Raw genomic sequence first — 26,064 nt, 5'->3', positions numbered from 1 at the left:
GTGCGACAAACCTCGTTATATCGTGCGACAAACCTCGTTATATCGTGCGACAAACCTCGTTATATCGTGCGACAAACCTCGTTATATATCTCTATAAAGTTATAAAAAACAATTACTTAAAGGGTCTTAAAAGCTTTTAAAAGTAATTAAAAACATTAAAAGCCTTTTGGCTCGTTTCACCTATCAATGAAGACCAACGACCTTTTAGTAAACCACCATCTTTAGTTACTAAAAAAAGGAGGAATAGTAAAACTGAAATTTGATTAAAAATTAAAAGCGATTGCAAATCCAAAACACTTAGCATCTAGCTACTGCTTTTTTAAAGCCTATAAAAATTTTCCGCGCGGCGATTTTTTAGGCAAAAAAAAGCCAGCCTATTATTGCTGTTGTGAACAGGGACTTAAAATTAAAATAATGCAAACATAGCCAATAATAATCGTTATATTGCAATGATAATTATTTTTACGCAAAATGGCTTATTTATAACTGGTTGAGCGGCTAATGATTGACCTTAATACCTCAGACCCTATTGGCGCTGCTTGGCTCATCCGCTATGCCAGCATATCATTGGCTTTTCCTCTATATATCAGTAGCAGTATTGGCGGGCGGCGACAAACGTACAAAGATGGCAATATCACCCATAATGTTTATCAAGAATCAGCGAGACCGCCAGATAGTGTTATTGCTCATTTACAGTTTCACATTCGCCATGAGGTGATAAGTTTAGAGCTATTAGCCAGACTGTTTGAAAAAATAGGGGCGAATGACGTCCAAACATGGGTCAATAGCGAACCCACCGGCAGCTATGCTCGCCGAACCGCTTTTTTATATGAGTGGCTCATGGATGAAGCTTTAGAAGTGCCTGATAAGTTAGGGGGCAACTATGTAGATGCTCTTGATGACCAAAAACTGGTGACCTCAAGCCCTGATCATGTGATTAAAAACACGCGGTGGCGTATTAATGACAATCTGGCAGGAACCCGTGATTTTTGCCCTATGCTGGTAAAAACAGAAGCGTTTAAGCAAGCTTTAGCGCTTGATATCGCCAATATGGTTGATAAGTTAAAAGATGAGTTTGGTCAAGATTTGCTCATGCGAGCATCGGTATGGATGACGCTTCGTGAAAGTAAAGCCAGCTTTGCTATAGAAGGTGAGGGCAAAGAATTAAAGCGTATTGAACGTTTTGCAGATGTGATGGCACGGCGGACGGGTAAGGGCACAATTCCGCTTGACCCTACCCAGTTGGCAGCGCTGCAGCAAGAAATACTAGGCAGCAAAACCGTCGTTCAGCATTATGGTCTTCGACAATCCCCAGTTTTTGTATCGCAAACTCAAATTAACGGCTTTAAAGAAATTGTCCATTATATTGCGCCACCCTCAGAGGACATTGCTGCTAAGTTAGCGGGGCTACAGGCTTTTATCCCAACTCGCCGTAAAACCATGCCTCTCTAAGCATGGATATAAGGCGACAGTCATTGACGTTTAAAGCGGCTTTAAGCTTGCTAAGACTCACTAAATCTATCAAAATCAAACCATGAAAACACTTAAACTCAGGCTTAAAGACAAACACGCAAGGCAGCTTACTCAATTAAGCGGTAAGGTTAACTTTGTTTGGAACTACGTCAATGAGTTGAGTTTTAAGCACTTACAGCGAACTGGAAAGTTTTTTAGCGCTTACGATTTGGCTGAATATACCAAAGGTAGCGGCGAATATTTAGGATTGCATTCACAAACCATTCAAGCGGTTAGTGAAACCCACGCCAAAAACCGAAAGCAGTTTAAAAAAGCCAAATTAAGATGGCGAACTAATAAGCCTAAATCAAGCCGTAAAAGCTTAGGTTGGATACCGTTTAAAAAGAGTGCCATTAAACACCTCGCCACACGCCAAAGCGGTAAAAAGGCGCTTAAATCAACGCTTCAGCTGTCACTGGCTAAAGGTCAAAAGCTGATTATTGAATTGTTTGACAGCTACAATTTAAGCCTATATCAAATTAACACCCTTGAGTTGGTTCAAGATACAAGAGGTAGATGGTACGCCTGTATCACGGTCAAAGCCCAAGCTGACGCTAAAGTCCAAAGCGGCAAAGGTCAGGTCGGCATTGATTTGGGTTTAAAAGAAGCGGCGACTACCTCAAATGGTGATATTCTCACCGTCAAACAAACTCAAAAATGGGCGGCAAAACTGGCAACGGCTCAGCGCGCTAAGAACAAACAGCGTGTAACCGCCATTCATGCCAAGATTAAAAATACCCGTAAAGACTTAATTCATAAATTCACCACCCAATTAGTCAAAGACAATTCACTGATTGTGGTTGGTGACGTAAAATCAAAACCATTCACAAGTAAGAAAACCAAACTGGCTAAATCGACTTACGATGCGAGTTGGTTTGAACTTAAACGGCAACTGGACTATAAATGCAAGTATGCAGGTTGCCGTTTTGAGATCGTGAATGAGGCTTACACCACCCAAACCTGTTCAAGCTGTCGCCAAATCAGCGACAGTAGCCCTAAAGGGCGGCAGGGGCTTGGAATGAGAGAATGGACTTGTGAGTGCGGTGTCACCAATGACCGCGATATCAACGCGGCAAAGAACATTCTTGCGGTCGGGCTTGACCGTCTAGCAGTAGGAATCACCTCTCTTTAGAGAGGTGAGGAAGTCAAGACCCTTATAGCACGGCAAAATCCATTGCCACGGCTATGCAGCGCGATAAAGCTCAGATTACTCGGGCGTTGAATGAGTTGTTAGCTGCAGACTTGATTGTTAAGCAAAAAAATCCTCAAGACGGTCGCAGCCAGCTATTAAAGTTAACGGCTAAAGGCGATGAGGTGATTGCAAAGCTTGATGCTATAGAGATTTGGGCAAGAAAAAGGCTCACAAAAAATATAGCTTCAAGTGATCTTGAGCAGTTTATTCAAGTCAGTCGGCGCATGATTGATAATGCGGCAAGCCGCCCTTTTGATTAAGTAAATAATAACTTTCGAACCTTCATTACCATTGGCAGAAATTGATGAATACAACCCACAATCAACAGCCTGTAAGCGAAGTGATGACCGTCACAAAAAAGCAATTTTTGACGCCCCACTATATTCGTATTTACCTTACTGGTCAAAGCGACACCATTGCCAATATTGCCACCATGACGGTTGGTGTTAACAATAAAATAGCCGTTCCTATGGATAAGTCGCAGCCGCTTGATTTAAGTGACCGCGCCAATTTCGTCATTCGAACGTATACCCACCGCGGCGCTGATATCGAAAATCAGCAAATTTGGATTGATTTTGTCGCTCATGGGGATGAAGCGCCGGCTTCAGGCTGGGCGACTCACGCTCAAGTTGGCGATGAGCTTGGGGTCATGATGAAGGCAAAAAGCAAAGCCTTGCACCCTGATGCTGATCATTTTTTATTGGTTGGGGATGCCACCGCCATTCCGGTGCTTGGTGCTATCCTTGAAAACCTACCCAGTAGCGCCAAAGGTCAATGTCTCATTGAAGTTCACGGCAAAGAAGATGAACAAGACCTGCCCACTTCAGCAAATATTGAGTTAACATGGCTACATAACCCTGACCCCATGCAAGGCAGCCCATTGGCCGCTGTCGTTAAGTCCCTTGAACTGCCAAACGCTGATCAAAGCCGCTTTGCTTATGTGGCTTGTGAATTTGCCTCAGTCAAAGCCATTCGTCAATATTTAAGAGGGCAATTGGCTTGGTCAAGAGATGAGATTTACGCCTTTTCTTATTGGAAATCTGGAGTTGCTGAAGACCAGTCCGCCAGTGACCGCCGCGCAGAAAAAGACGCTGACGAGCCAAAGTTATAAAAACCCCTTAAAATTATGATGTGAGCCTGAGGTATCGTAGGTCAACCCTCCCCTCAGGACAATGGCGAGAACCCTGCTACTAGGCAGGGTTCTCTTTTTTTGAGTAAATAAGTAAATGAGTGTTTGAGTTCTTACTCAATTACTCAAAATAAACCAAAGTATTATCAAAGTGAAAAAATATGACTCAGCAAAATCCAAGTTCCAATAGCAATTAACGCGATACCGCCAAATATCTCAGCTTTTTGCCCCAAGATTTTGCCAAGCGCTTTACCTAGTAAAATACCTAACGTCACCATGATGGTGGTTGCCATCCCAATCAATGCAGCTGCTAATAAGATATTAACCTCAACAAAAGCAAGGCTCACACCAACCGCCAACGCGTCAATGCTGGTGCCAAACGCCGTTAAAGACAGCGTTAACAAAGAAGGCTTATTTACTGATGGCGCTGTATCTTCGGCATCAGGCTTTAACGCCGATATCAGCAAATGCAGTCCTAATCCTGACAAAATTGCAAAAGCAATCCAGTGATCCCAAGCTTCAATAAACGAGGCGTCCACAAACGTGGTTGCAAATCGACCAATCAGCCAACCGATAAGCGGCGTGATTGCTTCAATTAAGCCAAAGACCAATCCGATTTTTAAAGCGGCGATAAAGCGTGGATGCGTAAGGCGAGCGCCTTTTGCAATGGCTACAGAAAAGGCATCCGTTGACATAGAAAATGCCAAAAAGAGTAAAGCGATAGGGTTCATAACAATCTCTTTGGTCGAGTACAAGTCCACGACATAGCCACCCTCTCGACCTGCAGAGCGGTTATATCGATGGTCTTGCCAACCAAAGCGGTGTTCGTACCATGGCAATGTGGCCAAGTATGTTGACACGAACGCTTTCAAGGATTGAAAGTAGGCTACTCCCCAAAGAATGCTTAGAGTAACATTTCTACTTTAAAAGTCAATAATTCGGTTAAGGCAACCGATTTTAACTTATCGTTTGACTCATCATTACTTTAAGCTGATAAATCATACAAGGGCTAATATAGAGCTAAGTTTTTATAAAATTTAATATTAAAATAAATAACTTAATTACTCAAATAAGTAATTACTTAAAAACTCATTTACTCATCACATCATTTACTTATATACTCAATTACTCAATTACTCAATTACTCAAAAGGATTCACCTGATGAAGGTCATTGCAGTGCTCAATCAAAAAGGCGGCAGCGGGAAGACGACGATTGCCACTCAGCTTGCTCGTGGACTTCAGCTAAGAGGCTTTAGTGTGCTGCTTGTGGATAGCGACATGCAGGGGAGTGCTCGGGATTGGCGAGCGGTTGATGAGGACAATCCGGTTCCGGTCATCGGTCTTGACCGGCCAACGCTTGATAAGGACTTAAAAAGCGTCAGCGATAAAGATTTTGTGGTGATTGATGGCTCACCACAAGCCACAAGCCTTGCCATATCAGCGATTAAAGCGGCAGATTTTGTGCTCATTCCGGTTCAGCCAAGCCCTTATGACGTTTGGGCAACCAGTGATTTGGTCGATTTGGTTCGCCAGCGTATTGAGATGACTGACGGTCAGCTGCAAGCGGCATTTGTGGTATCACGAGCCATTCAAAACGCCAATATCAGTAAAGAGGTCACTGGCGTTTTATCAGAATATGAGCTTCCGGTACTTGATACCAAAATCTATCAGCGGGTCATTTACCCAAAAACGGCAGCGCTTGGGCAAACGGTATTTGATACCGACAGCTCAAATCCTGCGATGATAGAGATGAATGCCGTTTTAGATGAAGTTTTAACGTTTTTTAATGAGGACAAATAATGGCACTTTCAGCAGGACGGCCCAGTAAAAAAGTAAGCTCTGAGCTTAATCTTGACGATGTAACCGATAATCCAAAAAAGCAGGTTCGCGTCAATTTCAACTTGGATAAAGACAAGCACCGAGCGCTCAAGCAGCTGTCCCTTGATAGCCAAAAAAGTATCTCGCAGCTGCTTACTGAAGCGGTAGATCAGATGATTGCGAAACGGTAGTCAATATAAGCAAAATGACAGCAGGGGCTAAAAAACTTTTAGTACTTGCATGATTAAAATCTTAAAAGCGGTCAGCTTGCTCATCGTTTAAGTATTCTTTCATGGGGCGCTTATTAAAGGTCTCACAGTCTTTTTTAAGCCAAGCAGTCATATGAGCTATCCATGCCGCTGACGATCCATTAGCAGGGTTTTGCGGTGTCACTCTATGAGCATAATCATTGATAAATTTTTGACTGTGAACAATCCGCGCAATTTGTTTGTCGGATAAGCCGTCTATGGTGAATAAATCACCGTTATTGGGATCTCGTTCAAGGCTTTTTTGACCTTTAGAACTCTTGCCTTTTGCTATCGCGCTATCCTTTAAATCTTTGAAACTAAAAACAATCTCAGAGACAACCCGTCCTTTTTTGTTTTGGGTATAAGTAATTCGGTAGGAGGTGTGTTTTTCTATATCTTTAATGGCTTTGTTAATCACTCTGCTCTTAAAGTCATTAGTTTTAGGATATAAATCAACACAATTAAACTTCTCTCTTAAAAACTCGATAGTATAAGCTTTCTGTTTGTGTTTTTGGTGCATACAGCTTGCAATTAACTCAAACAAAACAATGCCATAGCTGCCTAGGCTTATGATCTGTTGTCTTTCATATTTGGTAAAAGGATTGGATTTATCAAAGACAGTCAGCATTTCAACAACGTCGTTGTGCAAATCAACATGAACTTCGCCTAGCCCATCCTGATACACCGACTTCGTTAGCCAGCTGACTTGTATTTTAGATGGCTTTTTTTGATTGTTATAAAAATCCCAAAATATATAACTTTTGTTTGTCAATGATATGCAGGTTTTTTCTAACTCTTCATAGTAACGCTTACTTTTAATCCCATATTCTTTTTGAAAATCTTGAACTCTGACGGTAAAAGTCCGCTTATCGGGTTCAATATCAACCGCTTTACGTATTAGTGGCGATAAAAACATAATTAATCGCCTTTCATTCAATTCCAAATCACTAATGGCGTTTAATAGGCGATTTTGTAGGACAATCCAGTTCTCACCATAAATTCTCGTAGCTTTTTGTGGGGTAATAGTCTCTACAGCATGGTTTGTCGCAACTTTAACTGTTGGATGTACGGGTTTTCTATTTTCTTCTATAACTACTTGTCTTTGTTCTTCGCTAGACAATATCTTGCCGATAGCATTTAGCAAAAATTCTTGTCTAGCAGGTTCAGCTGAGCCGTAAACCATGTCATACATTTGCATGGTATTTTCAAGCTGCTTTAATAGCTCCGGCGTTATCGGAGACAGGAGTACATCGACCATGGATTAGTACCTTGAATTAAGATTTACAAGAGTATAATGCATATGACGCAATTTATAAACCTAGTCGTCACATACCCCTTATATGTCGTCATTTTCACCCCCTGAATGTCGTTAGCTAACCCCCTAAACATCGTCATAATCCCCCTGAATGTCGTTATAAAAAAAATTTTTATTCCATTTAGCCCAAGTAAAATCAAGGTATACAGCGATTATGGAAATTTGCACAAAAGCTTTTAAAAAGCTATATAAAGAAATAAAAGGAAACGTTCTTAACTGACCTTGTGGATAACTTTGAGTTCTCCTCATTTTTGCCACTTAAGAACTTTAGATTTTTTAAAAAACTAAAGCTTAGCTCAGGCAAAAACGGTTCAAACCTTTCAAAAAGTTAAGGATATAGCTAAAAGCAAACCTTGGTAGCCTGCCTCTACAGGAACATTCCAAGAGTGTGATAATTCATTTCAGCATCAAAAAAAATGAAGCCATGCCTCAGAGAATTTAAAGTAAAAAAGAAGAATATTCCGCGCGGCTGCAAAGCCTGAGTTTGAAACCATTCAGAAACGCCTAGAAATGCCCCGTAGCGCCTTTGAAAAACAGTTTTTATCCTAGGGTAGCTGAATTCATCTAAAGCGGCTTAAACGGCATTGTGGTAAGTTTTAATTGACTCGATCTGAGGTATTTTGACAAAACTAGAGAACAAAACTTGAGGTTTACGTTATAATGCTAAACCCCAAGTTTTTGATCGGTTTTATTGTTATACATCAAATCACCAAAATTTTTACCACACAGCTCAAGAATATAAAAATATTATTAGTATAATTTAAATATATTAACTTCACTGCTCTACGACCTCAGTTCAAGCTGCCTAACCGAAGCGACCCCGATTATGAAGGTATGGTCGTTGAGAAGAACAATGCTACAGGTTATGAGATTCAAGACATCGGATACACAGTCCTTAAATTTAACACCAAGGAAAAAAGTATTTCTTGTTTTTCAGGGCTGTAAGTAACTGTTTACATACATTAAAATCTAAAGAAACGCCAACCAATGATTGATCGGTTGGCGTTTTTAATTTAAATACTTATCAAAATCAGTGGTAACAAACTCTCTCAATCCAGATTCTAATCTAAACTTCAGGTAGCTAATATGACTTTCACCTCCAACTTCATAGCCTTTGATTTGATGGTCGATTAAAAATTGCGGATGATTGGCAAAAAAATCAATTTGCTCAGCGGTTAAGCCTTTATGTTTGCTAACTTTAGTTGTGTCTTCAGATGATTTTTTCTTATTTTGAACGGATTTTTTTGCTAGTTTTGGTGGCTCGTCACCTTTTTTAAGGGCTAAAAATTCAGCCAGCATGTGGAACTTACCAACGTGTTCAGGATCTCGTAGCTGATCTTTAAATTCCTCGAATGCATCGTAATAGCTGATGTTTTTATCGCGCAATAGGTGGGTGTTAGCTTCTACAAACTGGTCTTTATAGATTGCAAGCTTTTTGATTTGAGCGTCAGATAGTCCTTTACGCTGCCAACTCGGCGTTTTTTCTGTATTGATAGGGGGGTGATCAAACGTCGTAGGATTACGTTTGGTGATTTCTTTTGACGCTGATTTTTTAGGCTTAAACTTGATTTCTAAATCAGTAAACCTGCGACCTGTTTTAAGCATTTTATAGCTGACTTGATAAGGTGATTTCTCATTAATTTCTTTAATAGCCGTATCAATCACTCGAACTTTTAAATCTTTTGTTGCTTTATATTTCGTACCTAAAGCTAGCATATATCGCAAGTCTTTTAACTTTATTTTTCTATAGCCAGTTGACTTGTACTGCATCATAGCTTGGTACAATCTCATACTATATGAACTGCCAAAGCCAGCAACGTCTTCTATATTAAATTGAGTAAAGTTTTTTCTAAGTTCAGATAAAAAAGGCACAATTCTTTCATTAAATACAAGCCTGACAATAACATTTTCATCATCTACTGGCGGATTCAAGCTGTCGATAATGTTATAAGCTTTAAGCAATTGAATATACTTACTATAATCTTCTGGATTTGGGTATTTAGCTCTTATTTTCTCTTCTGCGTTTTTGTCGTAACGCAGTACTTCAGATAGCCAATGAAACTCAAGCTCGCCAATCTCAGTGTTAATGAATAGCGATCTTTTCATCAAATCCTTTGAAGCAGATCTGATTTCTCTAGCTACGTTATCTGGATGAACACCCAATCTAATAAAATCGTCTCTTGTTACATAATATGCTTGTTTCGCGTCCACGAAGGATTCTTTAGGTATCTGAGCTATAGCAGACAGAATTAAACGTTGCTCGTTTAATGTTAAGTCATAGGCTGCATTAATTACAGCATTATCCATAACCACTAAATCTTTACTCATATTTAAGCCTAAATATTACCTAATTAGGACAAAATATATCATTGTCCTACTTAGCCGTCAATCCGTCCTACTTAGCCGTCAATCCGTCCTACTTAGCCGTCAATCCGTCCTACTTAGCCGTCAATCCGTCCTACTTAGCCGTCAATCCGTCCTACTTAGTTCCTTCCAAGCCACGTCCTGTAAGCATCTCAGCGGGGTCTAAAAACTCTTTTAAAAACTATATAAAAAATAATAAAAAAAGAGCCAATCGCAAAATTTAGCTTTTCAGCATAAATTTACTGGCAATTCAGCTCTTTTTTTTGAGAAATTTTTAAAAGCTTTTTTTTTGAAATTTTAATCTTGGTAAGAAATAATCACTAGCAATAGCTCTAGAAGCGCTTCAAATGCCCTAAAACAGGCTTGAAACTACACTTTGGTATGCAACTACCACAGCTACCTTTGAAACGCCTTACAGCGCACTACAGCAGCAACCACGATAGAGGAAGCAAAACTTAGAGAATTTAATGGAAAATAGAAGAATATTCCGCGCGGCTGTCAAAGCACAGTTTAAAAACGCTCAGAAAGCCTCTTAAAATGCCCGTAGCGCTTTTGAAAAGCGATTTTTATGCTAGGGTAGCTTAAATTTTCTAAAGCGTCTTAAATCGCATTACAGAGCGTTTTAGCCACATAACAGATTTTACTAAAATTTTCAGTACCCCGATTCAGTAAAATCTGCCATCAAGACTAGCTAACGGATGATTATCCAAAAGCTCCACTGCTACTGCAATTGGCTTAAAATCTCAGCTCATTGTCCGCTTGGGTAAGCGGATCGCCATACAAATCCGCTGGCGTTGTTTCCTCCTGCGGTTTAGGTTTAACCTCAGTTTTAGCTTTAGGCGGCTTAAAATCACTGTTTGTCACCTTCAAATCTTTCTCAATGTTCTTTTGCAGATTATCAGCAACATTTGCCAGCAAAGAGCGCTTACTTTTGGCTTTGAGGTATTTCACATTGTTGTACTCGCTTAGAAATATTTCTTGCAGCACTTCCTGATTATTATCAGCGAGTGCTTTAGCCAACCACTCGCCCAATATCAGCTGAATTTCTGCTTTGTCTTTGTTTAACTCATCCTGCAGCTCTTGAAGCCGTTTGCGCTTTTCTGCAAAAATCGCAATCGCGCGTCTTTTTGCGGGATTGCAGATTTTTAACCCTCTGTTAAGAGCGAACTTGGGAGTTTTCAAACCAAAAGACCCATAAGGGGTACTATTTTTGGTTTGAAAACTCCCAAGTTCGCCCTGCGGGGCAAAAGCCAAGCCCGATTTAAGTGAGGTGATTTGAATGAATATTAAAGGGTTTCATGTCGGCGTATCGCCTGTAACGCGCGGTAAAAAACATAGCGTGGTGGCAAAGTCAGCTTATAATTCTGGCTCAAAACTGCGCGATGAAAAAGCCGGTTGCGTTCATGATTATTCCTCAAAAAGCCGTGAAAAAAAGATTCAATTGATCGATAAAAACGAGACGAAAACAGAAAAGATAATTGAGAAAAACGTGGTGCTCTCGGCTCTCATTTTGCCAAAAGAAGCAGCGGGAATTTCGGTGAACCGCGAGCAGTTTTGGAACGATATTGAAGCGATTGAGAAATCAAAAAACGCCCAATTGGGAACAGAAATTGAGGTGATGTTTCCGCATGGATTAAATGCCGATCAGCGTATTGTCTTGATTGAAAAATATTGTCAGCATTTAGCGGATCGCTATAACGTCTTGGTTGATGTCAGTATCCATAATCCTCATACCCATTTGCAAACAAAAGCAGGTAAAAATGGCAAAGTGGTTGAGGTAAGTGAGGTCACTAAGGATAACCATCACGCCCACATTTTACTGCCAAGCCGTGAAATTTTGCCGAGTAATGATAGAGGTTATACTTTATCCAAACGCAAAAACTGGTCGCTTTGGGCAACGAGTGAACGGCTCAGTAAAGGGCTAAACAGCCGCGGCGATGAGCTAACCTTTCAGCGACGGTTTTGGGCGGAGTGCTGTAATGAGATGCTGCCAAAGAATGCTCACATAAGCGAAAAATCCTACCGAGAACAGGGAGTAACTCGGCTGCCCAAAATGAAGCTTGGTAAGTCGCTTTACAAGGACTTGCTAAAGGGTAAGCGCTCCATCATTTCTGAATACAACGGGGTCATTGATCAGCTAAACGACTATATTGAAAAAAATGGGCTGATCATCGATTACGGCGACGACGGATGGCTGTGGTTTTAAGTAGATTAAAGCCCAATCTTATTATGCCATTATAAATATATGTATTATCTATTAGAAAGTATATCTAAGTCTAAAATATAGTCTGCATTGAATAATTTCAAATCGGATATATTAACTTCATCTCCATTTGAAGAGGTTTCTGCAATAAGTTCAACAACTATATATTCTGCAAAACTTGAATAGTGCTTAAGCTCCAATCCAGTTTCATAAAGCCAAATAGCATATTCATTATCAACTGTTTGTTCATAAGGTAGCATCAAAGTTACAAACTCTACAAAATCAGACGCACTAATTAGTAATAATTCACGGTAGCGCTTCTTAATCTCTAAGGGAAAAAACGAAAATAACGAATAACTTGGAAACCGATTTATATAATTGCTTGGTTTGTCATATTTATGACTATCACTAAAAGTATCTCTAGAAGCATTTTTTTTCGTTATGATGTAATCTTCTTTAATTACGTCAATCAATTCAGGATACTGTGTTGTACAGTAGTCTATAGCTGTAACATCAAGCAGATTAGCAGTGTTTGAATACGTAATTATCGAATTATAAATATCCAAACAGCCTGACAGATAAAAATCTTTCATTGATTTGGGAAGCGCGTATCCGAGCTTACTCTCAAGTGCCTCTATCTCAGATACACTCTGCTGTGACTCTTTCCTTGAGTCCATTAAACGCTCAATCTTAGTCTTAAGCTCAGACTGAATTACTGAAAAATTTTCAGAACGCAAATATATATATTGCTCAAGAAATTGCTCACTATTTGAGCAGTTGTCTATAAAGCTGTAAAAAAACTTTAGCCATGATAATTCGTTGCCAGTATAACCAGATTTGTAAGCAGTCATTTAAAACCCTACCTTACCTTTACGTGTCAAATAAAGACTCTTTGGTATAGCATTTGATGCGAGAACTAAAAACTTATCGTGATTAGCAGTACCATCTTGCTGAACCATTCTACCAAAAACACCACCGCCACCTGAATTATGAGATCCATTTATTAATCTTAGTGATACCATACTCCGATCAGCGCCTTCACTTTCTGACAGCCACATGCCTAAAAGCTCTTTTTTACCTTCAAGTCCAACGCCTAGCGCTAGGTAGATGGCTTTGTTGATGATTTGCTTGTCTTGGCGAACTTTGACGACAATGCAGTCCAAATAGACGATAGGATAGACACTGCTCAGTGGACGGTTCTGCCAAGCGGTGATGTCATCGATGATATTGTCCGTCACTCTTGAAACCAGACTGCTTGAGATGTCAACGTCGTAGATGTCTTTGATGCTCTCGACAATCTCCGTGGTGGTTTGACCTTTGGCGTAAAAGCTGATGATCTTGTCGTCAAGCCCTGAAATTCGGGTTTGGTGCTTACTGACAAGTACAGGCTCAAAGCTGCTGTCACGGTCTCTTGGCGTTGAGATTTCAAGATCGCCGCTGTCGCTTTGGGCTCTCTTTTTCGTGTGACCGTTACGTTTATCGGGCTTGTCTGCTTTCTCGTGCTTGGCATAGCCTAGATGTTCTTCCCTTTCAGCTTCTAGGGCGATGTCGATAAAAGATTGCATGAGCTGCTTTTGAAAGTCTTTGATGTCATCGAAGCTTTTCATGCTGCTAGCCATTTGCTGGGCAAGTTTTTTAAGGTCGGTTTGCTTAGTCATTGCTTATTCTCCTGTTAGGGGATTATAAGCAGTTACACAAAATTTGGGAAAGGCTCAAAAACCCGTTATTCGGCGGCTGTATTAAGCATTAACTGACTGAAAGCTGCTTAGGCTTTTGCTTTTCTTTTGGTAGGTTGGTAGCCCACCTTTGCCAAGTAGGGCGCATAACGTGCTTGTTTGTTTGGGTCTGCCAAGTCGTTGGCAATCATGGTTGCAAATTGTTCAAGGCTTGCACCAATGGGGGCTTTGCTACCAAGCTCATTTAATCCTGCAAGCTTCCTACTGAATAGCTCAATCTGCTTCTGTGTTAGCTTGATGAATGAGTCATCATTAACGAGTTTTTCAGTCGTTGGCTTTTGCTTGAATTTGAACGTAAAGCCAGTAATAGCGCGTCCTGTTTTGTGCTGCTCATATTCGGCGGTAATGTCAGTAAAATCGTTTATTTGGCTGATAGCAAGGTCTAATACACGCGCTTTGAAGTTGTGCATGGCTTTGTACTGCTCAGGCGCAACGCCTAGCTTTGAGCGTAATTCAGCAAGGGTAATCTTGTTTGTTTTGCCAACGGATTTCCATTGCATCATCAGCTCATAAAGTCTAATTGCATATTCACTTTGTAGCTCACTAACCTGTTTTAACTCGTATTCCGTGTATTGCTCAGTAAGCCTTGTTATCAGTGGAATAACGGCATCTGTGAATTGCAATTCAATCATTCCCGCCGTTTCAATGTAGCTTGCTTTTTGCACCCATCTAACCACGTGATGCGCGGGTTTTCCCGTTTGTTCGTGAATGTCGTCATATTCAAAGTAAGCTTCAAATAATCCTTGAACCGCGCTTTTCAAAGCATCGTATGACGTGTGTTTTTCGACTTTGAATTGTTCTTGATAGCTGCTCGCATGGATTTGTAGCACACCTCTAGCATCAATCATCTTTTTTTGTTCTCGAGCTTCAACGATAGCCAAAAAGATAACGCGCTGCTCAGGAATGCCAAGCGAGTAACTGGCATTGATTAATTTATTAGCTTTGGTCACTAACTTACCCATAGTTTTAACTCAATAATTAGCAGTTTAAGCAGCATTATAACATACAACTACAACATATAGTTAGTTGTATTACAAAGGTCGATAAACGTAGTTGAATGGGTCGATAAACGTAGTTGAATGGGTCGATAAACGTAGTTGAATGGGTCGATAAACGTAGTTGAATGGAAGCTACAGCCCAATAATGGCGTGGCTTGCAGCGAGCGTAAAAGCTGTTAAAAACTATTAAAACCTTTTAAAAACAAAGAACGCCACTTAACTGGCTCAATCTGTAGCTACCAATTAGAAACTTAAAAAGATTTCTATGGTTATTTTTGATAATTTTTGAATGATGAATTAAGCAAAATAATAATTAAAAAAAGGTTTCCGCGCGGTTCTATTTAAGTGTACCCTTTAAAGCCAATAATATTAACATATCGATATTAATTTCTGAGTCACATTGCGCTATAATACTACAATGTAGTATATGGGATCGTTTATGTTTACCATTGTTGAAACACCGCTTTATATCAAAATGGTTGATAGCCTACTAACTAAAAAAGAACAGGGCGAACTGCATAGCTTGATTAGCCATAATCCTGAAATTGGTGATGTTGTTCCTAAGAGCGGCGGTGTTCGTAAGGTTCGTTTTGCTCGGCAGGGTACTGGCAAAAGTGGCGGTGTCCGAGCGATTTACTATAATCGATTACAAAGTGGTGAAATCTTTATGCTCTTGGTGTATGCCAAAGCCAAAACTGAAAACATTCCGGCTCATATGCTTAAAGATCTGATAAAGGAGTTAGAGACATGGCAATAAAGACGATGAATGATTTAGACAATGTTGACTTGCCTGATCACGAGTTTACAGGGGATGAGCTAGGGGCTTTGTTGCTTGAAAGCATCAGACAGGCTAAGGCGGGGCAAGGCGTGGTACGTGAGCAAACTGCTGTGAATGAAGCGATTGAAGCCAGACAAAATGTAGGACTGTCACAGCAAGAATTTGCTGAAATTCTTGGAGTATCGGTTCGTACATTGCAAGCTTGGGAGCAAGGTAAACGCAATCCGTCAAAGGCGGCTAGCGTTCTACTGAAAATTGCGAAAGTCGAGCCTAAAGTGTTATTGCGCGTGGCTCATTAAGATGGTTTTTCAGTATACCCCATAAGAACCACTAAATCCGGCTCAAAACTGACCATTAGAACCATCTAAATCAGACTGCTATAATGAAACCACTTATAACAGTCTGTGAGCCCCTATGTTTATCCGAGCCTACCTTCGTGCCTCAACCAAAAAGCAAGACGCCAGCCGCGCCAAAGCTGAACTGGATCAATTTGCCAAAGATTACGGCCAGAAAATTGCCGCTTACTACATCGAAAACGAATCCGGCGCAACTTTAGCCAGACCTAAGCTTATGCAGCTGATAGAGGACGCCTCAGAAGGCGATATCATCCTCATTGAACAAATTGACCGCCTAGCGCGACTAAACCAAAGCGATTGGGATACCCTAAAGCAAAAGCTTGCTGATAAAAGGCTCGCCATCGTCTCAAAAGAGCTTCCCACCTCATTCATCGCCTTTCAAGCCGATCACAGCACCAAATTTATGGCAAGCATCCTTCAAGCCATCAACGCCATGCTGCTTGATATGCTCGCCGCCATTGCCCGAAAAGACTATGAAGACCGCCGCCACCGTCAAATGCAAGGCATAGCCAAAGCTAAACTTGAGGGCAAATACAAAGGTCGCGGCAAAGACCTTAAAAAGCGCAAAGTTATCGCCAGCCTTCTAAAGTCCGGTCACAGCTACTCAGACATTCAAAAGACAGCGGGCTGCTCACGGCATCTTATTGCTGCGGTATCTAAAGAACTAAAATCAGAAATCAGTACTCAAGCTTGATTTCATATAACCCTAGGGTTATATTATATTTATAAAAGTGTTTGAGGTGACCATGAATAGCCGTGACTTGATAAAAACCCTCCAAGCCGATGGCTGGTACTTAATTCGAACCACAGGTAGTCACCACCACTTCAAACACGACCAAAAAAAAGGGCTGGTTACCGTTCCTCATCCCAAAAAAGACTTACCCAAAGGCACCGTAAAAAGCATCTTAAAGCAAGCAAAGCTACCCTCATCCTAACCGTTAAACCACAGGAATAGGAGCACCGACATGTTATATCCCATTGCCATCGAACGCGGCGACAACCAAACCGCCCACGGTATTATCATTCCTGACATCGCAGGCTGCTTTTCAGCGGCAGACAGCTACGATGATATCTTTGAAAACGCCATTGAAGCCATCGCAGGTCACCTAGAATGCCTTGCTGAGGAAGGGTTAGATATTCCATTGCCAAGCTCTGTTGAAAACTACCTTGATGATCCAGACTATCAAGGTATGACTTGGGCAGTCGTCGATGTTGATGTCAGCCGCTACCTTGGCGCTACTGAAAAAGTCAACGTCACCTTACCTAGCCGCCTTATCCACCTTATTGATGCTAAAGTTGCTAGTAATAAAGAGCGCTACAAAAGCCGCAGCGCTTACCTTGCAGGGCTTGCAGAAAAAGACCTTATACTAAGCTAAAACTAAGCGCGACGTTAAAAAATGACTACTTCTCAAAAACAACAAAGGGCTCACTCGATAAGCCCTTTGTTATATAGTCAATCCGATTTAAAGCTGTAACAGCAGATATTGCTGAATAAATGATTGAGATTATTCTCACCCCAGCCTTGCCTGAGCTTTTTTACCTCTGCCCATTTGTGTTCAATAGGATTCAGATCAGGACTGTAAGGCGGTAGCCAGAGTATGCGATGGCCATGCCGGTTTAATAGCTTTTTGATGCGTTTATTCTTATGAAAGCGAGCGTTGTCCATAACGATGACACATTTGCGACCAAGCTTTGGAATAACGTTATTCTTAAACCAGTCGTAAACCACTTGCCAGTTGATGTTATGGGGAAATACGTCCACGGCAAACAAGCTTTTTTGATATAGCGCCCCAATGACGTTCGTTCTTTTTGTTTTTTGATAGTTATAGATATCGATGCAAGGTTTGCCTACTGGCGTATAGCCAAAAGCTCTGATAACTTCTTGCTCAAAGCCGCTTTCATCCATATAGATAATAGGGTAGCCTTGGCATTGATAGTGTTTCAGTTTAATGGTGTACTCTAATCGCTTAAGCCAACTTGATTTTGGGTGTTTAAGACTTTTTTTTGCGGGTATAGCCCAGCCGCTTCATGGCAGTTTCTACGCCGGATTTACTACAGCCCAAACGCGCCGCTCTTTCATAGTAGTAAGCGTCAGGATAGTCAGCAATGTCTTGTTTTAGTGCTTCGGTAGATATTTTGCGTGGTACTCTGACAATAGGTTTGATGCTAATGTCTTTTTTCCAGTTAATAATAGTGGTGGGACTCATATCATAAAGCTTTGCTGCGGTGCGCACGCTCATGCCCTGTTCAAGAGACTTTAGTACCTTTTTACGAAAGATAATGGGATAGGTCATAGTGATTAGAGAGCTTGAATTTATAATTATCGTAACATTTCTTGGTGGGATTTACTATATTTAGGGCGTGTCACTAATTAAGAAATAAGACAAGTTTTAGCAAAGGCTTTGATAGAGCTTTTCAATAGATTGTGTGATCTCTATTTTATCGAGGCTTCCAAATCCAAAACGTATGTGCGTTGATATTTTTTGCTCTTTATTAAAGAAAATACTTAGAGTTGAGTTGTCATTTTTAAAATTATCAAGATTTTTACCTTCTATAAGTTTTGATATATCGACCCAGATAGCGAGTCCTCCCGTAGGCAGCACAAACGACACATTATTGTTAAATATTCGCGTAAATTCTTTGGCAGCATGATCTCTTCTTTCTTTGTACTCTTGCCTGACTTTTCTAATATGCCTTTTCACCTCTCCTGATTCCATTAAATCAGCCAAGACGTGTTCTGTTATCGTATTGCCTTGCCTATCTATGAGAACGATTTCTTGAGCAGCTCTTTTTATAAAATGGCTGTCAGCAACGATATATCCTAGCCTTAAGCCTGGCGCAAATACTTTTGACATTGAGCCAATATGAACCACATTTTCAGAGTTATGAAGACTAGCTAAGGGAGGAATAGGATTAGTTTCATAATGAAATTCATGGTCGTAGTCATCTTCAATGACCACGAAATTGTGTAGTTTTGATAACTCTAGCAAGGCAAGCCTTCGATGCATTGGCAAAGTTACTGTCGTCGGATACTGATGATGAGGAGTAACAAAAATCCCCGCAACTTCATGGCTCGCTAAAATGTCACGTAAGTGCGATATGTTTAAACCTTGCTCATCTAATTTACATTTTAGAACTTTAAAGCCACTTGCTTCAAAGGCAGCTTGCGCAGGTAAATAGCACGACTCTTCCATGACAATAGCGCCTTCTTGAGGATCAAGTATCCTTGAAGCTAAATAAATTCCCATCTGGCTGCCTCTTACAATACAAATTTCCTGTTCAGAGCAATTAATAAACCTGTCGCTAGTCAGCATCTTTTTCACTGAATGACGAAGCTCAATAGCCCCTCGAGGGTCACCATAGCCAAGCTTAGAGTGCCGACTTAAATTGATACAAACTCGGCGATAGGTTCGTGCAAGCAGCGCATAAGGAATCAATCGCGCATCAGGAACGCCATCATTCTTGGTCGATAAATAACCAGATAAAACAATGGCATCTTGATATAGAGTTTCAATCAATTTAGACGATGACCGGGCTGTTTTTAGCGGGTTAATTAATTTTTTATCCGCCTCTAATAAGCTATGTTCTGGTAACGCGTCCGAGACAAACGTTCCTTGTCTTAATCGACTTTCAAGCCAACCTTGTACCTCAAGCTCCTCATATACCTGCTGAACGGTTTTACGGTTTATGCCTAATTGACTTGCTAAAGCCCGTGAGCTTGGCAGCTTTCGTCCTGCACTCAAGTGACCACTCTGAATACCTTCAGTTATATAGTTCAATAGCTTCAAGTGTAGTGTTCGACCTGAAACATCTTCTAACGAAAGTTGATTGTCCCAAAATATCAATATTAAACTCCTTAAGCTGGACCATCATAGTTTTTATATCTGGCTCTTTTTTTTAACCCAGAGTACCGTTAATCTGTCTTCATTGTCAAAACATAGTTTAAAGGGGATGTTAATGAAGACCATGACAATGACCAAAGAAACACTAATGGAAAAAGCTCAAAGCGACATGAGTACGCTTATTCAAGATATGGGTCTGACAGATCGTCAAAAGCTTGCAGCCACTTGCCGTATTTTATTTGATAAAGGACATGACTCTGGATTGGCAGGACAAATCACTTGTCGTTCTGAAACGCCGAAAACATTTTTAACCCAGCGCTTTGGATTAGGATTTGACGAGATCACAGCTGATAATTTAATAGAAGTGGATCAAGATCTTAATCCTTTAGACGGAGAAGGGATGGCCAATCCTGCCAACCGTTTTCACACCTGGGTATATAAAGAACATCCAGAAGTGAATTGCATTATTCACACCCACCCTACTTACGTTGCCGCGTTATCTATGCTGAAAGTCCCTCTCGTGATCTCTCACATGGATACCTGCGCACTGTATAACGATTGCTCTTTTGTCGCTGATTGGCCTGGTGTTCCTGTTGGCAATGAAGAAGGGCAGCTAATTTCTAATGCTTTAGGCAATAATCGAGCTGTATTTCTTGCCCATCACGGTCAACTGGTCACTGGCAAAACTATTGAAGAAGCTTGTAATTTAGCAGTCTTAATTGAGCGTGCTGCTAAATTACAACTGTTAGCTATGGCGGGTGGTGAAATCCAACCTATACCGCATCACTTGGCTCAAGAAGCGCATGACTGGGTGTCTACAGATAAAAGAAACAAAGTGAACTTTGCATATTATGTAAGACAAGCCCTCAAAAACCACAGTAACTTTCTTTAAGGATTATTCAATGAATTTAGCAGGAATCATCGGTTATACAATAACTCCATTTACTGAAAATAATAACGATATCGATTTCAACAAGCTTGAGACTGTGATTGATGTTTTACTTAATGCGAAAGTCGATGCTATAGCCGCTTTAGGAAGTGCCGGAGAGGCAGCCTATTTAAGTGAGAGCGAATGGGAAAGTGTAGCACGTCATACCGTCAACTATGTTGCAGGCAAAGTGCCAGTTGTCATCGGTATTGCTGAGTTGACTACGGAACAAGCTATCAAACGCGCTCAATACGCTTATAAGATTGGCGCTGACGTCATTATGTTATCGCCCTTTTCTTATTATAAATTGAGTGAAGATGAAATTTTCTTGCACTACAAAAGTGTCTCAGACTCAACGCCGCTACCCATCATGATATACAACAATCCGGCAACTTGCGGCGTCGATATGTCACCTCAATTTATGCTAAAAATGGTAGACCATATCGACAATGCTTGTATGATCAAAGAAAGTACAGGTGACATTCAGCGGATGCATAAGATTTATAAGCTATCAGATGGTCGCGTCCCTTTCTTCAATGGTTGCAATCACATGGCTTTAGAAGCACTGAATGCGGGTGCCGTAGGGTGGTGTACGGTTGCTCCTTGCCTTATTAGTGATCTACCAAAGCAGTTATTTGACGCTGTCAAAAATGGTGATAACGAAAGAGCTAAAGAGCTGTTTTATCAGCAGTATGAGTTTTTAGAGTTTATTGTTCAGTCAGGTTTAGCCGCTGCAGTTAAATCTGGAATGAGCTTACAAGGTACTGAAGTTGGTGGTCCCAGAAGACCTTTGTTACATTTAACTGAGTCGCGACAATCCGAACTCAAGGAAATGCTATCAAATCTAGTTAGCCTAGCTTAATTAGCTATCAACCTCTCCCATTTTGACTCAGTGAAGAGGGTAGGGTAAAATATTTTCAAAATCAATGCTTTAGATATCTGTTTTAAATAATAGAGAATAGGACGCTTATTGAATATCGAAGCGTCCTTTTTTATACGACTTACCATTTCAGTCTCCCACATCTTCGGGCTTTGACATCTACTGAAAAAACCAGACACTAGAACTGAATAAACTAAACGTCATCAGGATGAGAAAAATAACCATCTACAGCGACGAGTTTAAAGCCAAAGCCGCCCAAACTGCCTCGGCTGAAAGCTGATTTAAATCAGCTTTCAATCTTATGATAAACAATAATACCGAAAAGTATTGTCAGCTGAAGTTACTGCTGACCTACCACCATCAAGCGCGCTTCAGTTGCGGCAAATTCTTTTTCGCCTGCTTGCGCCGCAATGCCGCCAAAAGGCATCTGAGCAATGAGCTTCCAATTGTTTGGAATGTTAAACGCTTGAGCAACGTCTTGTTCAAAAACGGCGGAATAATGCTGTAAACTTGCGCCAATGCCCAAATTGCTCAGCTGCGTCCAAACGGCGTACTGGTGCATGGCGTTGGTATGCTCAGCATAAACCGGAAAGCTGTCGGCATAAATTGCAAACTGCTCTTGCAGCGCCTTGATGCCGTCGTTATCTTCAAAGTAAAGAATCGTTCCGGCGCCTGCGCGAAAGCCATCCATTTTTTGCTTGGTGCTTGAAAAATCGTTGTCACCGACAATCTGTCTTAAATTTGCCTCAGCAATGTCCCAAAGGCGTTTATGCGCCTCGCCGAACAGTACGGTAATCCGCGTGGTTTGCGAGTTAAATGCAGAGGGCGTATGCAAAATAGCGTGCTCTACCGCATCAACCACCGCTTGCTCAGAAACCGGAAGCTGGTCTGTTAGCGCATAAATGGTTCGGCGGTTTGCAAAAATATCTTGAAGGTGAATCGCTTCTTGAGTCATGAGTTGTCCTTATTGGTTGAAATTTAGCTTATTATTTGATTAAAAGTTACCTTGATTAAAGTCTTCAAAAGCTTGTAATACTTCAGCTTTGGTCGTCATCACAAAAGGTCCACCGCGAGCAATAGGCTCTTGTAAGGGTTTTCCGGCGATCAGTAAAAAGCGCGCCCCTTCACTGCCACTGGTCACTAACACTTCATCCCCGTGAGTTAACACGCCAAGACGTTTGGCGGTTAATTGCTGGTTTGCCGCATCAGTTTGGTCATTGCCCTCTTGTATCACACGGATATCACCCTCGATCACGTAAATAAAGGCGTTATGCGCTATCGGAAGCGATTGCTCAAACGTCGTTTCGGCAGGAAGGCTCACATCAAGATACGTCGGATACGTATAATGATTGACCACAGGACCCACCGTTCCTTGATTGGTGCGTCCTGAAATCACCCGAATTTGCGTGCCGTTATCGCGGCATTCAAGCGGCGTTGATTCAGGCGGAAACTCTTGATAGTTAGGCGGGCTCATTTTCGCGGCAGCCGGAAGGTTGACCCAAAGCTGAAAACCTTTGAGCAATCCCTCTTCTTGCTCGGGCATTTCTGAATGAATGATACCTTTTGCCGCCGTCATCCACTGAACACCGCCGGATTCGATAAGCCCTTCATGACCGGCATTGTCTTTGTGACGCATTCGACCATTTAACAGATAAGTTACTGTTTCAAAGCCGCGATGCGGGTGCGCCGGAAAGCCGCCAATATAGTCATTTTTATCATCACTTTCAAAGCAGTCGAGCAATAAAAAGGGGTCAAGAAAATTAATTTGCGGCGAGCCGATAATTCGGGTCAACTTGACGCCATCACCATCCGCCGTGGCAACACCTGAAAACTGCTGAGCGATGCGACGAAAGACATGATTATCTTTGTTTGTCATGACAACCTCCCCTTTTTTTTTGAAGTCACCTTATTATAGTAACTGTTGACCACGTGCAGATAAATAGCAATAATTGCAAATGTATGTTCTATTAAAAAGAACAATGCGGGGGTAAAGGGGATGCTTTGGGACAATTAGAAGATATGGCGCTGTTTGTTCGCATTGTGGACGCAGGCAGCATCACCAAAGCCGCTGAGCAGCTAGGACTTGCCAAATCCGCAGTCAGCCGCAGGCTTAAAGATTTAGAATGGCGCTTAGGCGTCCAGCTCATCAGCCGAACGACCAGAAAATCTAACGTCACCGAGTCCGGCGCAAAATATTATCGGCGCGCTAAAATTATTCTCGATGAAGTGAACTTATTAAATGAGCAAACCTGCGGCACCCCAATGCTTATTGAAGGGACGCTAAAACTAACCGCGCCGTTATCCTTTGGCTTGATGCACCTAAATTCGGTGATTCATGACTATGCCAACTTGCACCCGAAGTTGCGCTTTGAGCTGGATTTTACTGACCGAAACGTGGATTTAATTGAGGAGGGCTTCGAGCTTGCCATTCGCATTGGCAACTTACAAGACTCAAGCTATCAAGCCCAGCGGCTGACCATCATTCGCTCTGTTATTTGCGCAAGTCCTGACTATCTACGTCAAAACGGCATGCCAAACACGCTGGACGATTTAACCGCGCATCATTTTTTACAATATAGCTTAAGCCAAAGCCATGATTTAGCATTAACCGATGCTCAAGGTCAGCGGCATTTGGTTCCTACCGCCTCAAAAATGATGGCCAATAATGGCGATTTTTTGCTAGATATGGCGGTCAAAGGTCATGGAATTGTTGCCCTGCCGACCTTTATTGCTTATCAAAAACTCAAAAGCCAAGCCCTCGTCCCCATTCTTCAACAGTTTCAGCTGCCAACCTTCAACGCTTACGCCGTTTATCCACAAAATAAGTTTTTATCCAAGCGTAGCCGAGCGCTTATTGAACTGATTGCCGAGCGTTTCGGCACGAACCCTTATTGGGATGAAGATTGTGGATTTTCTTCAAGCATTCGTTAAATAGCTGAAATATTAAGTTTAAAATGTTTACCCGTAGGGCGGCGGTAAAAATAAAATAGAGTAAAGGTCTTGCTGTCATAAGCCCTTTGCAAAACTTACATTAATTAAGGAAATATCGCAATACGGTATGCAAATAGTTACCTGCTCTTGAGCAATTTTTTGCGCTCTGCAATAATGCGGCGGATTATTAATTCGTTTTTGAGGTAAGCATATGAAAAATTCAACTAAGCTTTTAATGGCAAGCGTTTTAGCAGCCGGAGCACTGGCATCAGGTTGCCAAAGCACGCCAAGCAATACCACCCCAACCCAACAAACCATCACCTCAAACGCACTGCAAGCCTATAACTGGCAGCTCGTTGATGCCAAATATAACAATGGCACCAAAGTCGCGCCATTATTTTTTGACGCCTCAAACCCACTCATTCTTGAATTTATGACGGAAGGCGGCAATAACTTTGTGAGCCTGCTTAACACTTGTAATAACATGGGCGCAAGCTACAGCATCGTCAACGGCAATGTTCAACTTAGCGGCATTAGAAGCACCCGAATGGCCTGTCCTGCCCCTCAAGCCAACTTTGACACGGCAGCTGCAGCAGCCGTTCAAGGCAAATACAGCTTGGGCAAAGGCGCCAATAATCAACCCGTATTGACCATCACAAACGCTGATCAAGTATCAACTTTTAAAGCGGTTGCTAAGTAACTGGGCGAGAAATTAGTCAAAACTCTACCAACAATCCCTCCCATTTAGACTTATCAAAGGGAGGGTTTGGCTTAAAAACCTTTAAAATCAAAATTTTGGTTAACTATTTTAAATAATCAAGAAGAGGACGCTTATTAAATATTGAGGCGTCCTTTTTTATGCGGCTTATCATTTCAGCTTCCCACAGCTGCGGGCTTTGATTTGCAGGGCTGTTTGGGCTTACCAAATGGTTATAATCGCTGATAAACTGCGGATTTTTGGCAATTCGCGCAAGCTGCTTGTCAGTTAAGGCGTTGATGTTGTTGGTTTTTGGTTTGGGCGTTGCTTTAACTGTCTTTTCGGTTACTGATGCTTTGTGCTTAAAATTAAAAAACAGTCCAACGATAGTTCGACCTGCTTTTTTTTGCTCATATTTCACCTCAATATCCGTGTGTTTATTGACTTGCTTAACAGCAAAATCAAGCACATATTTTTTAAAATCACTCATGCGTGAGTATTTATTATCTTCAACGCCCAACTGCCGCCGAAATTCTTGCAACTCAAACAGTGGCGTTTTTCCAACCGATCGCCATTGAATTAATAGCTCGTATAAGCGAATGGCATAACTGCTGGTTAATTTTTTTACTTGAGCTAACTCATAACTGGTAAATTGCGCCTCAAGCCGAGTAATGAGCGGCACAACATCATGAGTAAATCTTAAATAGACAATTCCGGTATTTTTTTCATAGCCAATTTTATCGACCCAGCGACAATGAAAGCTGCGATCGTTGCCTGTTTTTGGGTTCTTATCATGGTAAGTCACATAACGATCAAACAGCCCCTTGCAGGCTTCTTTCATCACGGTGTAAGCCGTTTCGTTATTAACGCCAAAGTTTTTAGCATAGTTGTGCGAATGAATCCGCAATAAGCTGTCTGCGTGAATGCCTGTATTTGATTCGCGGGCTTCAATAATCGCCAGTAAAATTAAACGCTGCTCAGCCAAATCTAAGGTATAGCTTGCCTGAATAAGTGCGTTGTCCTTAACTACCATTTCGCCCATAAAGCTAGTCTCATCAATAAAAATAGCTAATAAATATATATTTAAAGTGCCTGATAGTCAATCTCTCTTAATATGCGACAAACCTCGTTATATC

Annotated in this window: 28 protein-coding genes, 1 pseudogene and 1 riboswitch; of the genes and pseudogenes, 16 read left to right on the top strand and 13 right to left on the bottom strand. The window is 41.3% G+C overall.

The features are described 5' to 3' along the window. The first annotated feature begins 501 nt into the window (after positions 1-501). The 4 genes from ACZ5XY_RS11605 (at position 502) to ACZ5XY_RS11590 (ending at position 3,815) form a co-directional block, all read left to right on the top strand. Positions 502-1,452 (top strand): hypothetical protein, encoded by a 951-nt coding sequence (locus tag ACZ5XY_RS11605; RefSeq protein WP_464743915.1) that lies wholly within the window; start codon positions 502-504, stop codon positions 1,450-1,452. Positions 1,453-1,534: 82 nt separating this feature from the next. Beyond that, entirely contained in the window at positions 1,535-2,644 is a 1,110-nt protein-coding gene (locus ACZ5XY_RS11600; RefSeq protein ID WP_464743914.1) for an RNA-guided endonuclease InsQ/TnpB family protein, read from the top strand. A 53-nt stretch (positions 2,645-2,697) separates the two neighbouring features. Then, a complete protein-coding gene (locus ACZ5XY_RS11595; protein ID WP_464743912.1) occupies positions 2,698-2,964 on the top strand; it encodes a MarR family winged helix-turn-helix transcriptional regulator in 267 nt (88 codons plus the stop codon). A gap of 44 nt (positions 2,965-3,008) precedes the next feature. Then, the gene (locus ACZ5XY_RS11590) at positions 3,009-3,815 is read left to right on the top strand and encodes a siderophore-interacting protein (protein WP_464743910.1); all 807 of its coding nucleotides are present in this window, start codon (positions 3,009-3,011) and stop codon (positions 3,813-3,815) included. 164 nt (positions 3,816-3,979) lie between these two features. On the opposite strand, the gene ACZ5XY_RS11585 is transcribed toward ACZ5XY_RS11590, so the two are convergent. Further along, positions 3,980-4,564 carry a manganese efflux pump MntP gene (locus ACZ5XY_RS11585; RefSeq protein ID WP_464743908.1) on the bottom strand — a complete coding sequence of 195 codons (585 nt, stop codon included), beginning with the start codon at positions 4,562-4,564 and terminating at the stop codon, positions 3,980-3,982. Positions 4,565-4,567: 3 nt separating this feature from the next. Continuing rightward, a riboswitch (yybP-ykoY riboswitch) is annotated at positions 4,568-4,740 on the bottom strand. A gap of 255 nt (positions 4,741-4,995) precedes the next feature. Here ACZ5XY_RS11585 and parA point away from each other — a divergent pair. Together parA and ACZ5XY_RS11575 are read left to right on the top strand one after the other, a co-directional pair. Further along, complete coding sequence (parA, locus tag ACZ5XY_RS11580; RefSeq protein ID WP_464743906.1) at positions 4,996-5,634, top strand: ParA family partition ATPase; 639 nt, start codon at positions 4,996-4,998, stop codon at positions 5,632-5,634. Further along, complete coding sequence (locus ACZ5XY_RS11575) at positions 5,634-5,843, top strand: chromosome partitioning protein ParB (RefSeq protein WP_169393532.1); 210 nt, start codon at positions 5,634-5,636, stop codon at positions 5,841-5,843. The genes parA and ACZ5XY_RS11575 overlap by 1 nt, the downstream gene beginning before the upstream one ends. 61 nt (positions 5,844-5,904) lie before the next feature. Here ACZ5XY_RS11575 and ACZ5XY_RS11570 read toward each other — a convergent pair whose 3' ends face one another. From ACZ5XY_RS11570 to ACZ5XY_RS11560, 3 genes are all read right to left on the bottom strand, one after another. Beyond that, positions 5,905-7,158 (bottom strand): replication initiation protein, encoded by a 1,254-nt coding sequence (locus ACZ5XY_RS11570; RefSeq protein ID WP_464743904.1) that lies wholly within the window; start codon positions 7,156-7,158, stop codon positions 5,905-5,907. Positions 7,159-8,223: 1,065 nt separating this feature from the next. Next, complete coding sequence (locus tag ACZ5XY_RS11565; protein WP_464743902.1) at positions 8,224-9,543, bottom strand: RepB family plasmid replication initiator protein; 1,320 nt, start codon at positions 9,541-9,543, stop codon at positions 8,224-8,226. Positions 9,544-10,314: 771 nt separating this feature from the next. Next, positions 10,315-10,833 (bottom strand): hypothetical protein, encoded by a 519-nt coding sequence (locus tag ACZ5XY_RS11560; protein ID WP_464743900.1) that lies wholly within the window; start codon positions 10,831-10,833, stop codon positions 10,315-10,317. A gap of 25 nt (positions 10,834-10,858) precedes the next feature. Here ACZ5XY_RS11560 and ACZ5XY_RS11555 point away from each other — a divergent pair, with 25 nt between their 5' ends. Next, complete coding sequence (locus tag ACZ5XY_RS11555) at positions 10,859-11,785, top strand: MobA/MobL family protein (RefSeq protein WP_464743898.1); 927 nt, start codon at positions 10,859-10,861, stop codon at positions 11,783-11,785. Between the two features lie 44 nt (positions 11,786-11,829). Here the strand turns inward: ACZ5XY_RS11555 and ACZ5XY_RS11550 are convergent, their stop codons facing one another. The 3 genes and pseudogenes from ACZ5XY_RS11550 to repM (ACZ5XY_RS11540) all read right to left on the bottom strand — a co-directional run bounded on the left by ACZ5XY_RS11550 (position 11,830) and on the right by repM (ACZ5XY_RS11540) (position 14,480). Continuing rightward, the gene (locus ACZ5XY_RS11550; RefSeq protein WP_464743896.1) at positions 11,830-12,633 is read right to left on the bottom strand and encodes a hypothetical protein; all 804 of its coding nucleotides are present in this window, start codon (positions 12,631-12,633) and stop codon (positions 11,830-11,832) included. Positions 12,634-12,813: 180 nt separating this feature from the next. Beyond that, positions 12,814-13,440 (bottom strand): annotated as a pseudogene (locus tag ACZ5XY_RS11545) (IS256 family transposase); the annotation flags it as partial. Positions 13,441-13,547: 107 nt separating this feature from the next. Beyond that, the gene (gene repM, locus ACZ5XY_RS11540) at positions 13,548-14,480 is read right to left on the bottom strand and encodes a replication initiation protein RepM (protein ID WP_464743940.1); all 933 of its coding nucleotides are present in this window, start codon (positions 14,478-14,480) and stop codon (positions 13,548-13,550) included. Positions 14,481-14,955: 475 nt separating this feature from the next. On the opposite strand from repM (ACZ5XY_RS11540), the gene ACZ5XY_RS11535 reads away from it, so the two are divergent. From ACZ5XY_RS11535 to ACZ5XY_RS11515, 5 genes are all read left to right on the top strand, one after another. Continuing rightward, complete coding sequence (locus ACZ5XY_RS11535; RefSeq protein ID WP_464743938.1) at positions 14,956-15,273, top strand: type II toxin-antitoxin system RelE/ParE family toxin; 318 nt, start codon at positions 14,956-14,958, stop codon at positions 15,271-15,273. Continuing rightward, positions 15,264-15,593, top strand: coding sequence for a helix-turn-helix domain-containing protein (locus ACZ5XY_RS11530; protein ID WP_464743936.1), 330 nt, complete (start codon positions 15,264-15,266; stop codon positions 15,591-15,593). Before ACZ5XY_RS11535 ends, ACZ5XY_RS11530 begins: the two co-directional genes overlap by 10 nt. A gap of 115 nt (positions 15,594-15,708) precedes the next feature. After that, positions 15,709-16,344 carry a recombinase family protein gene (locus tag ACZ5XY_RS11525; protein ID WP_464743934.1) on the top strand — a complete coding sequence of 212 codons (636 nt, stop codon included), beginning with the start codon at positions 15,709-15,711 and terminating at the stop codon, positions 16,342-16,344. A gap of 52 nt (positions 16,345-16,396) precedes the next feature. After that, positions 16,397-16,585, top strand: coding sequence for a type II toxin-antitoxin system HicA family toxin (locus ACZ5XY_RS11520; RefSeq protein ID WP_169393554.1), 189 nt, complete (start codon positions 16,397-16,399; stop codon positions 16,583-16,585). A gap of 30 nt (positions 16,586-16,615) precedes the next feature. Next, entirely contained in the window at positions 16,616-17,026 is a 411-nt protein-coding gene (locus ACZ5XY_RS11515) for a type II toxin-antitoxin system HicB family antitoxin (protein ID WP_464743932.1), read from the top strand. A gap of 77 nt (positions 17,027-17,103) precedes the next feature. Here the strand turns inward: ACZ5XY_RS11515 and ACZ5XY_RS11510 are convergent, their stop codons facing one another. From ACZ5XY_RS11510 to pdxR, 3 genes are all read right to left on the bottom strand, one after another. Then, positions 17,104-17,556: an IS630 family transposase gene (locus ACZ5XY_RS11510; protein WP_464743930.1), complete on the bottom strand. Its 453-nt coding sequence runs from the start codon at positions 17,554-17,556 to the stop codon at positions 17,104-17,106. Positions 17,557-17,641: 85 nt separating this feature from the next. Further along, positions 17,642-17,890 carry an IS630 transposase-related protein gene (locus ACZ5XY_RS11505; protein ID WP_464743944.1) on the bottom strand — a complete coding sequence of 83 codons (249 nt, stop codon included), beginning with the start codon at positions 17,888-17,890 and terminating at the stop codon, positions 17,642-17,644. Between the two features lie 150 nt (positions 17,891-18,040). Further along, positions 18,041-19,498 carry a MocR-like pyridoxine biosynthesis transcription factor PdxR gene (gene pdxR / locus ACZ5XY_RS11500; protein ID WP_464743942.1) on the bottom strand — a complete coding sequence of 486 codons (1,458 nt, stop codon included), beginning with the start codon at positions 19,496-19,498 and terminating at the stop codon, positions 18,041-18,043. Positions 19,499-19,607: 109 nt separating this feature from the next. Between pdxR and ACZ5XY_RS11495 the strand changes: the two genes are divergently transcribed. Further along, complete coding sequence (locus ACZ5XY_RS11495; RefSeq protein ID WP_464743928.1) at positions 19,608-20,384, top strand: aldolase; 777 nt, start codon at positions 19,608-19,610, stop codon at positions 20,382-20,384. A gap of 10 nt (positions 20,385-20,394) precedes the next feature. Continuing rightward, a complete protein-coding gene (locus ACZ5XY_RS11490) occupies positions 20,395-21,282 on the top strand; it encodes a dihydrodipicolinate synthase family protein (RefSeq protein ID WP_464743926.1) in 888 nt (295 codons plus the stop codon). A 358-nt stretch (positions 21,283-21,640) separates the two neighbouring features. On the opposite strand, the gene ACZ5XY_RS11485 is transcribed toward ACZ5XY_RS11490, so the two are convergent. Both ACZ5XY_RS11485 and ACZ5XY_RS11480 read right to left on the bottom strand, forming a co-directional pair. Next, positions 21,641-22,255 (bottom strand): nitroreductase family protein, encoded by a 615-nt coding sequence (locus tag ACZ5XY_RS11485; protein ID WP_464743925.1) that lies wholly within the window; start codon positions 22,253-22,255, stop codon positions 21,641-21,643. 39 nt (positions 22,256-22,294) lie between these two features. Then, positions 22,295-23,176: a pirin family protein gene (locus ACZ5XY_RS11480; RefSeq protein WP_464743923.1), complete on the bottom strand. Its 882-nt coding sequence runs from the start codon at positions 23,174-23,176 to the stop codon at positions 22,295-22,297. Positions 23,177-23,301: 125 nt separating this feature from the next. Between ACZ5XY_RS11480 and ACZ5XY_RS11475 the strand changes: the two genes are divergently transcribed. Both ACZ5XY_RS11475 and ACZ5XY_RS11470 read left to right on the top strand, forming a co-directional pair. After that, positions 23,302-24,231, top strand: coding sequence for a LysR family transcriptional regulator (locus ACZ5XY_RS11475; RefSeq protein ID WP_464743921.1), 930 nt, complete (start codon positions 23,302-23,304; stop codon positions 24,229-24,231). Positions 24,232-24,442: 211 nt separating this feature from the next. Beyond that, positions 24,443-24,931 (top strand): META domain-containing protein, encoded by a 489-nt coding sequence (locus ACZ5XY_RS11470; RefSeq protein WP_464743919.1) that lies wholly within the window; start codon positions 24,443-24,445, stop codon positions 24,929-24,931. Between the two features lie 103 nt (positions 24,932-25,034). On the opposite strand, the gene repM (ACZ5XY_RS11465) is transcribed toward ACZ5XY_RS11470, so the two are convergent. Continuing rightward, positions 25,035-25,970: a replication initiation protein RepM gene (repM, locus tag ACZ5XY_RS11465; RefSeq protein ID WP_464743917.1), complete on the bottom strand. Its 936-nt coding sequence runs from the start codon at positions 25,968-25,970 to the stop codon at positions 25,035-25,037. Positions 25,971-26,064: the final 94 nt, after the last annotated feature.

It is taken from the genome of Psychrobacter sp. GTC18467 (assembly GCF_055397455.1).
The sequence above is the reverse complement of the archived record's forward strand: the minus strand, read 5'-3'. Positions and strand labels throughout refer to the sequence as shown.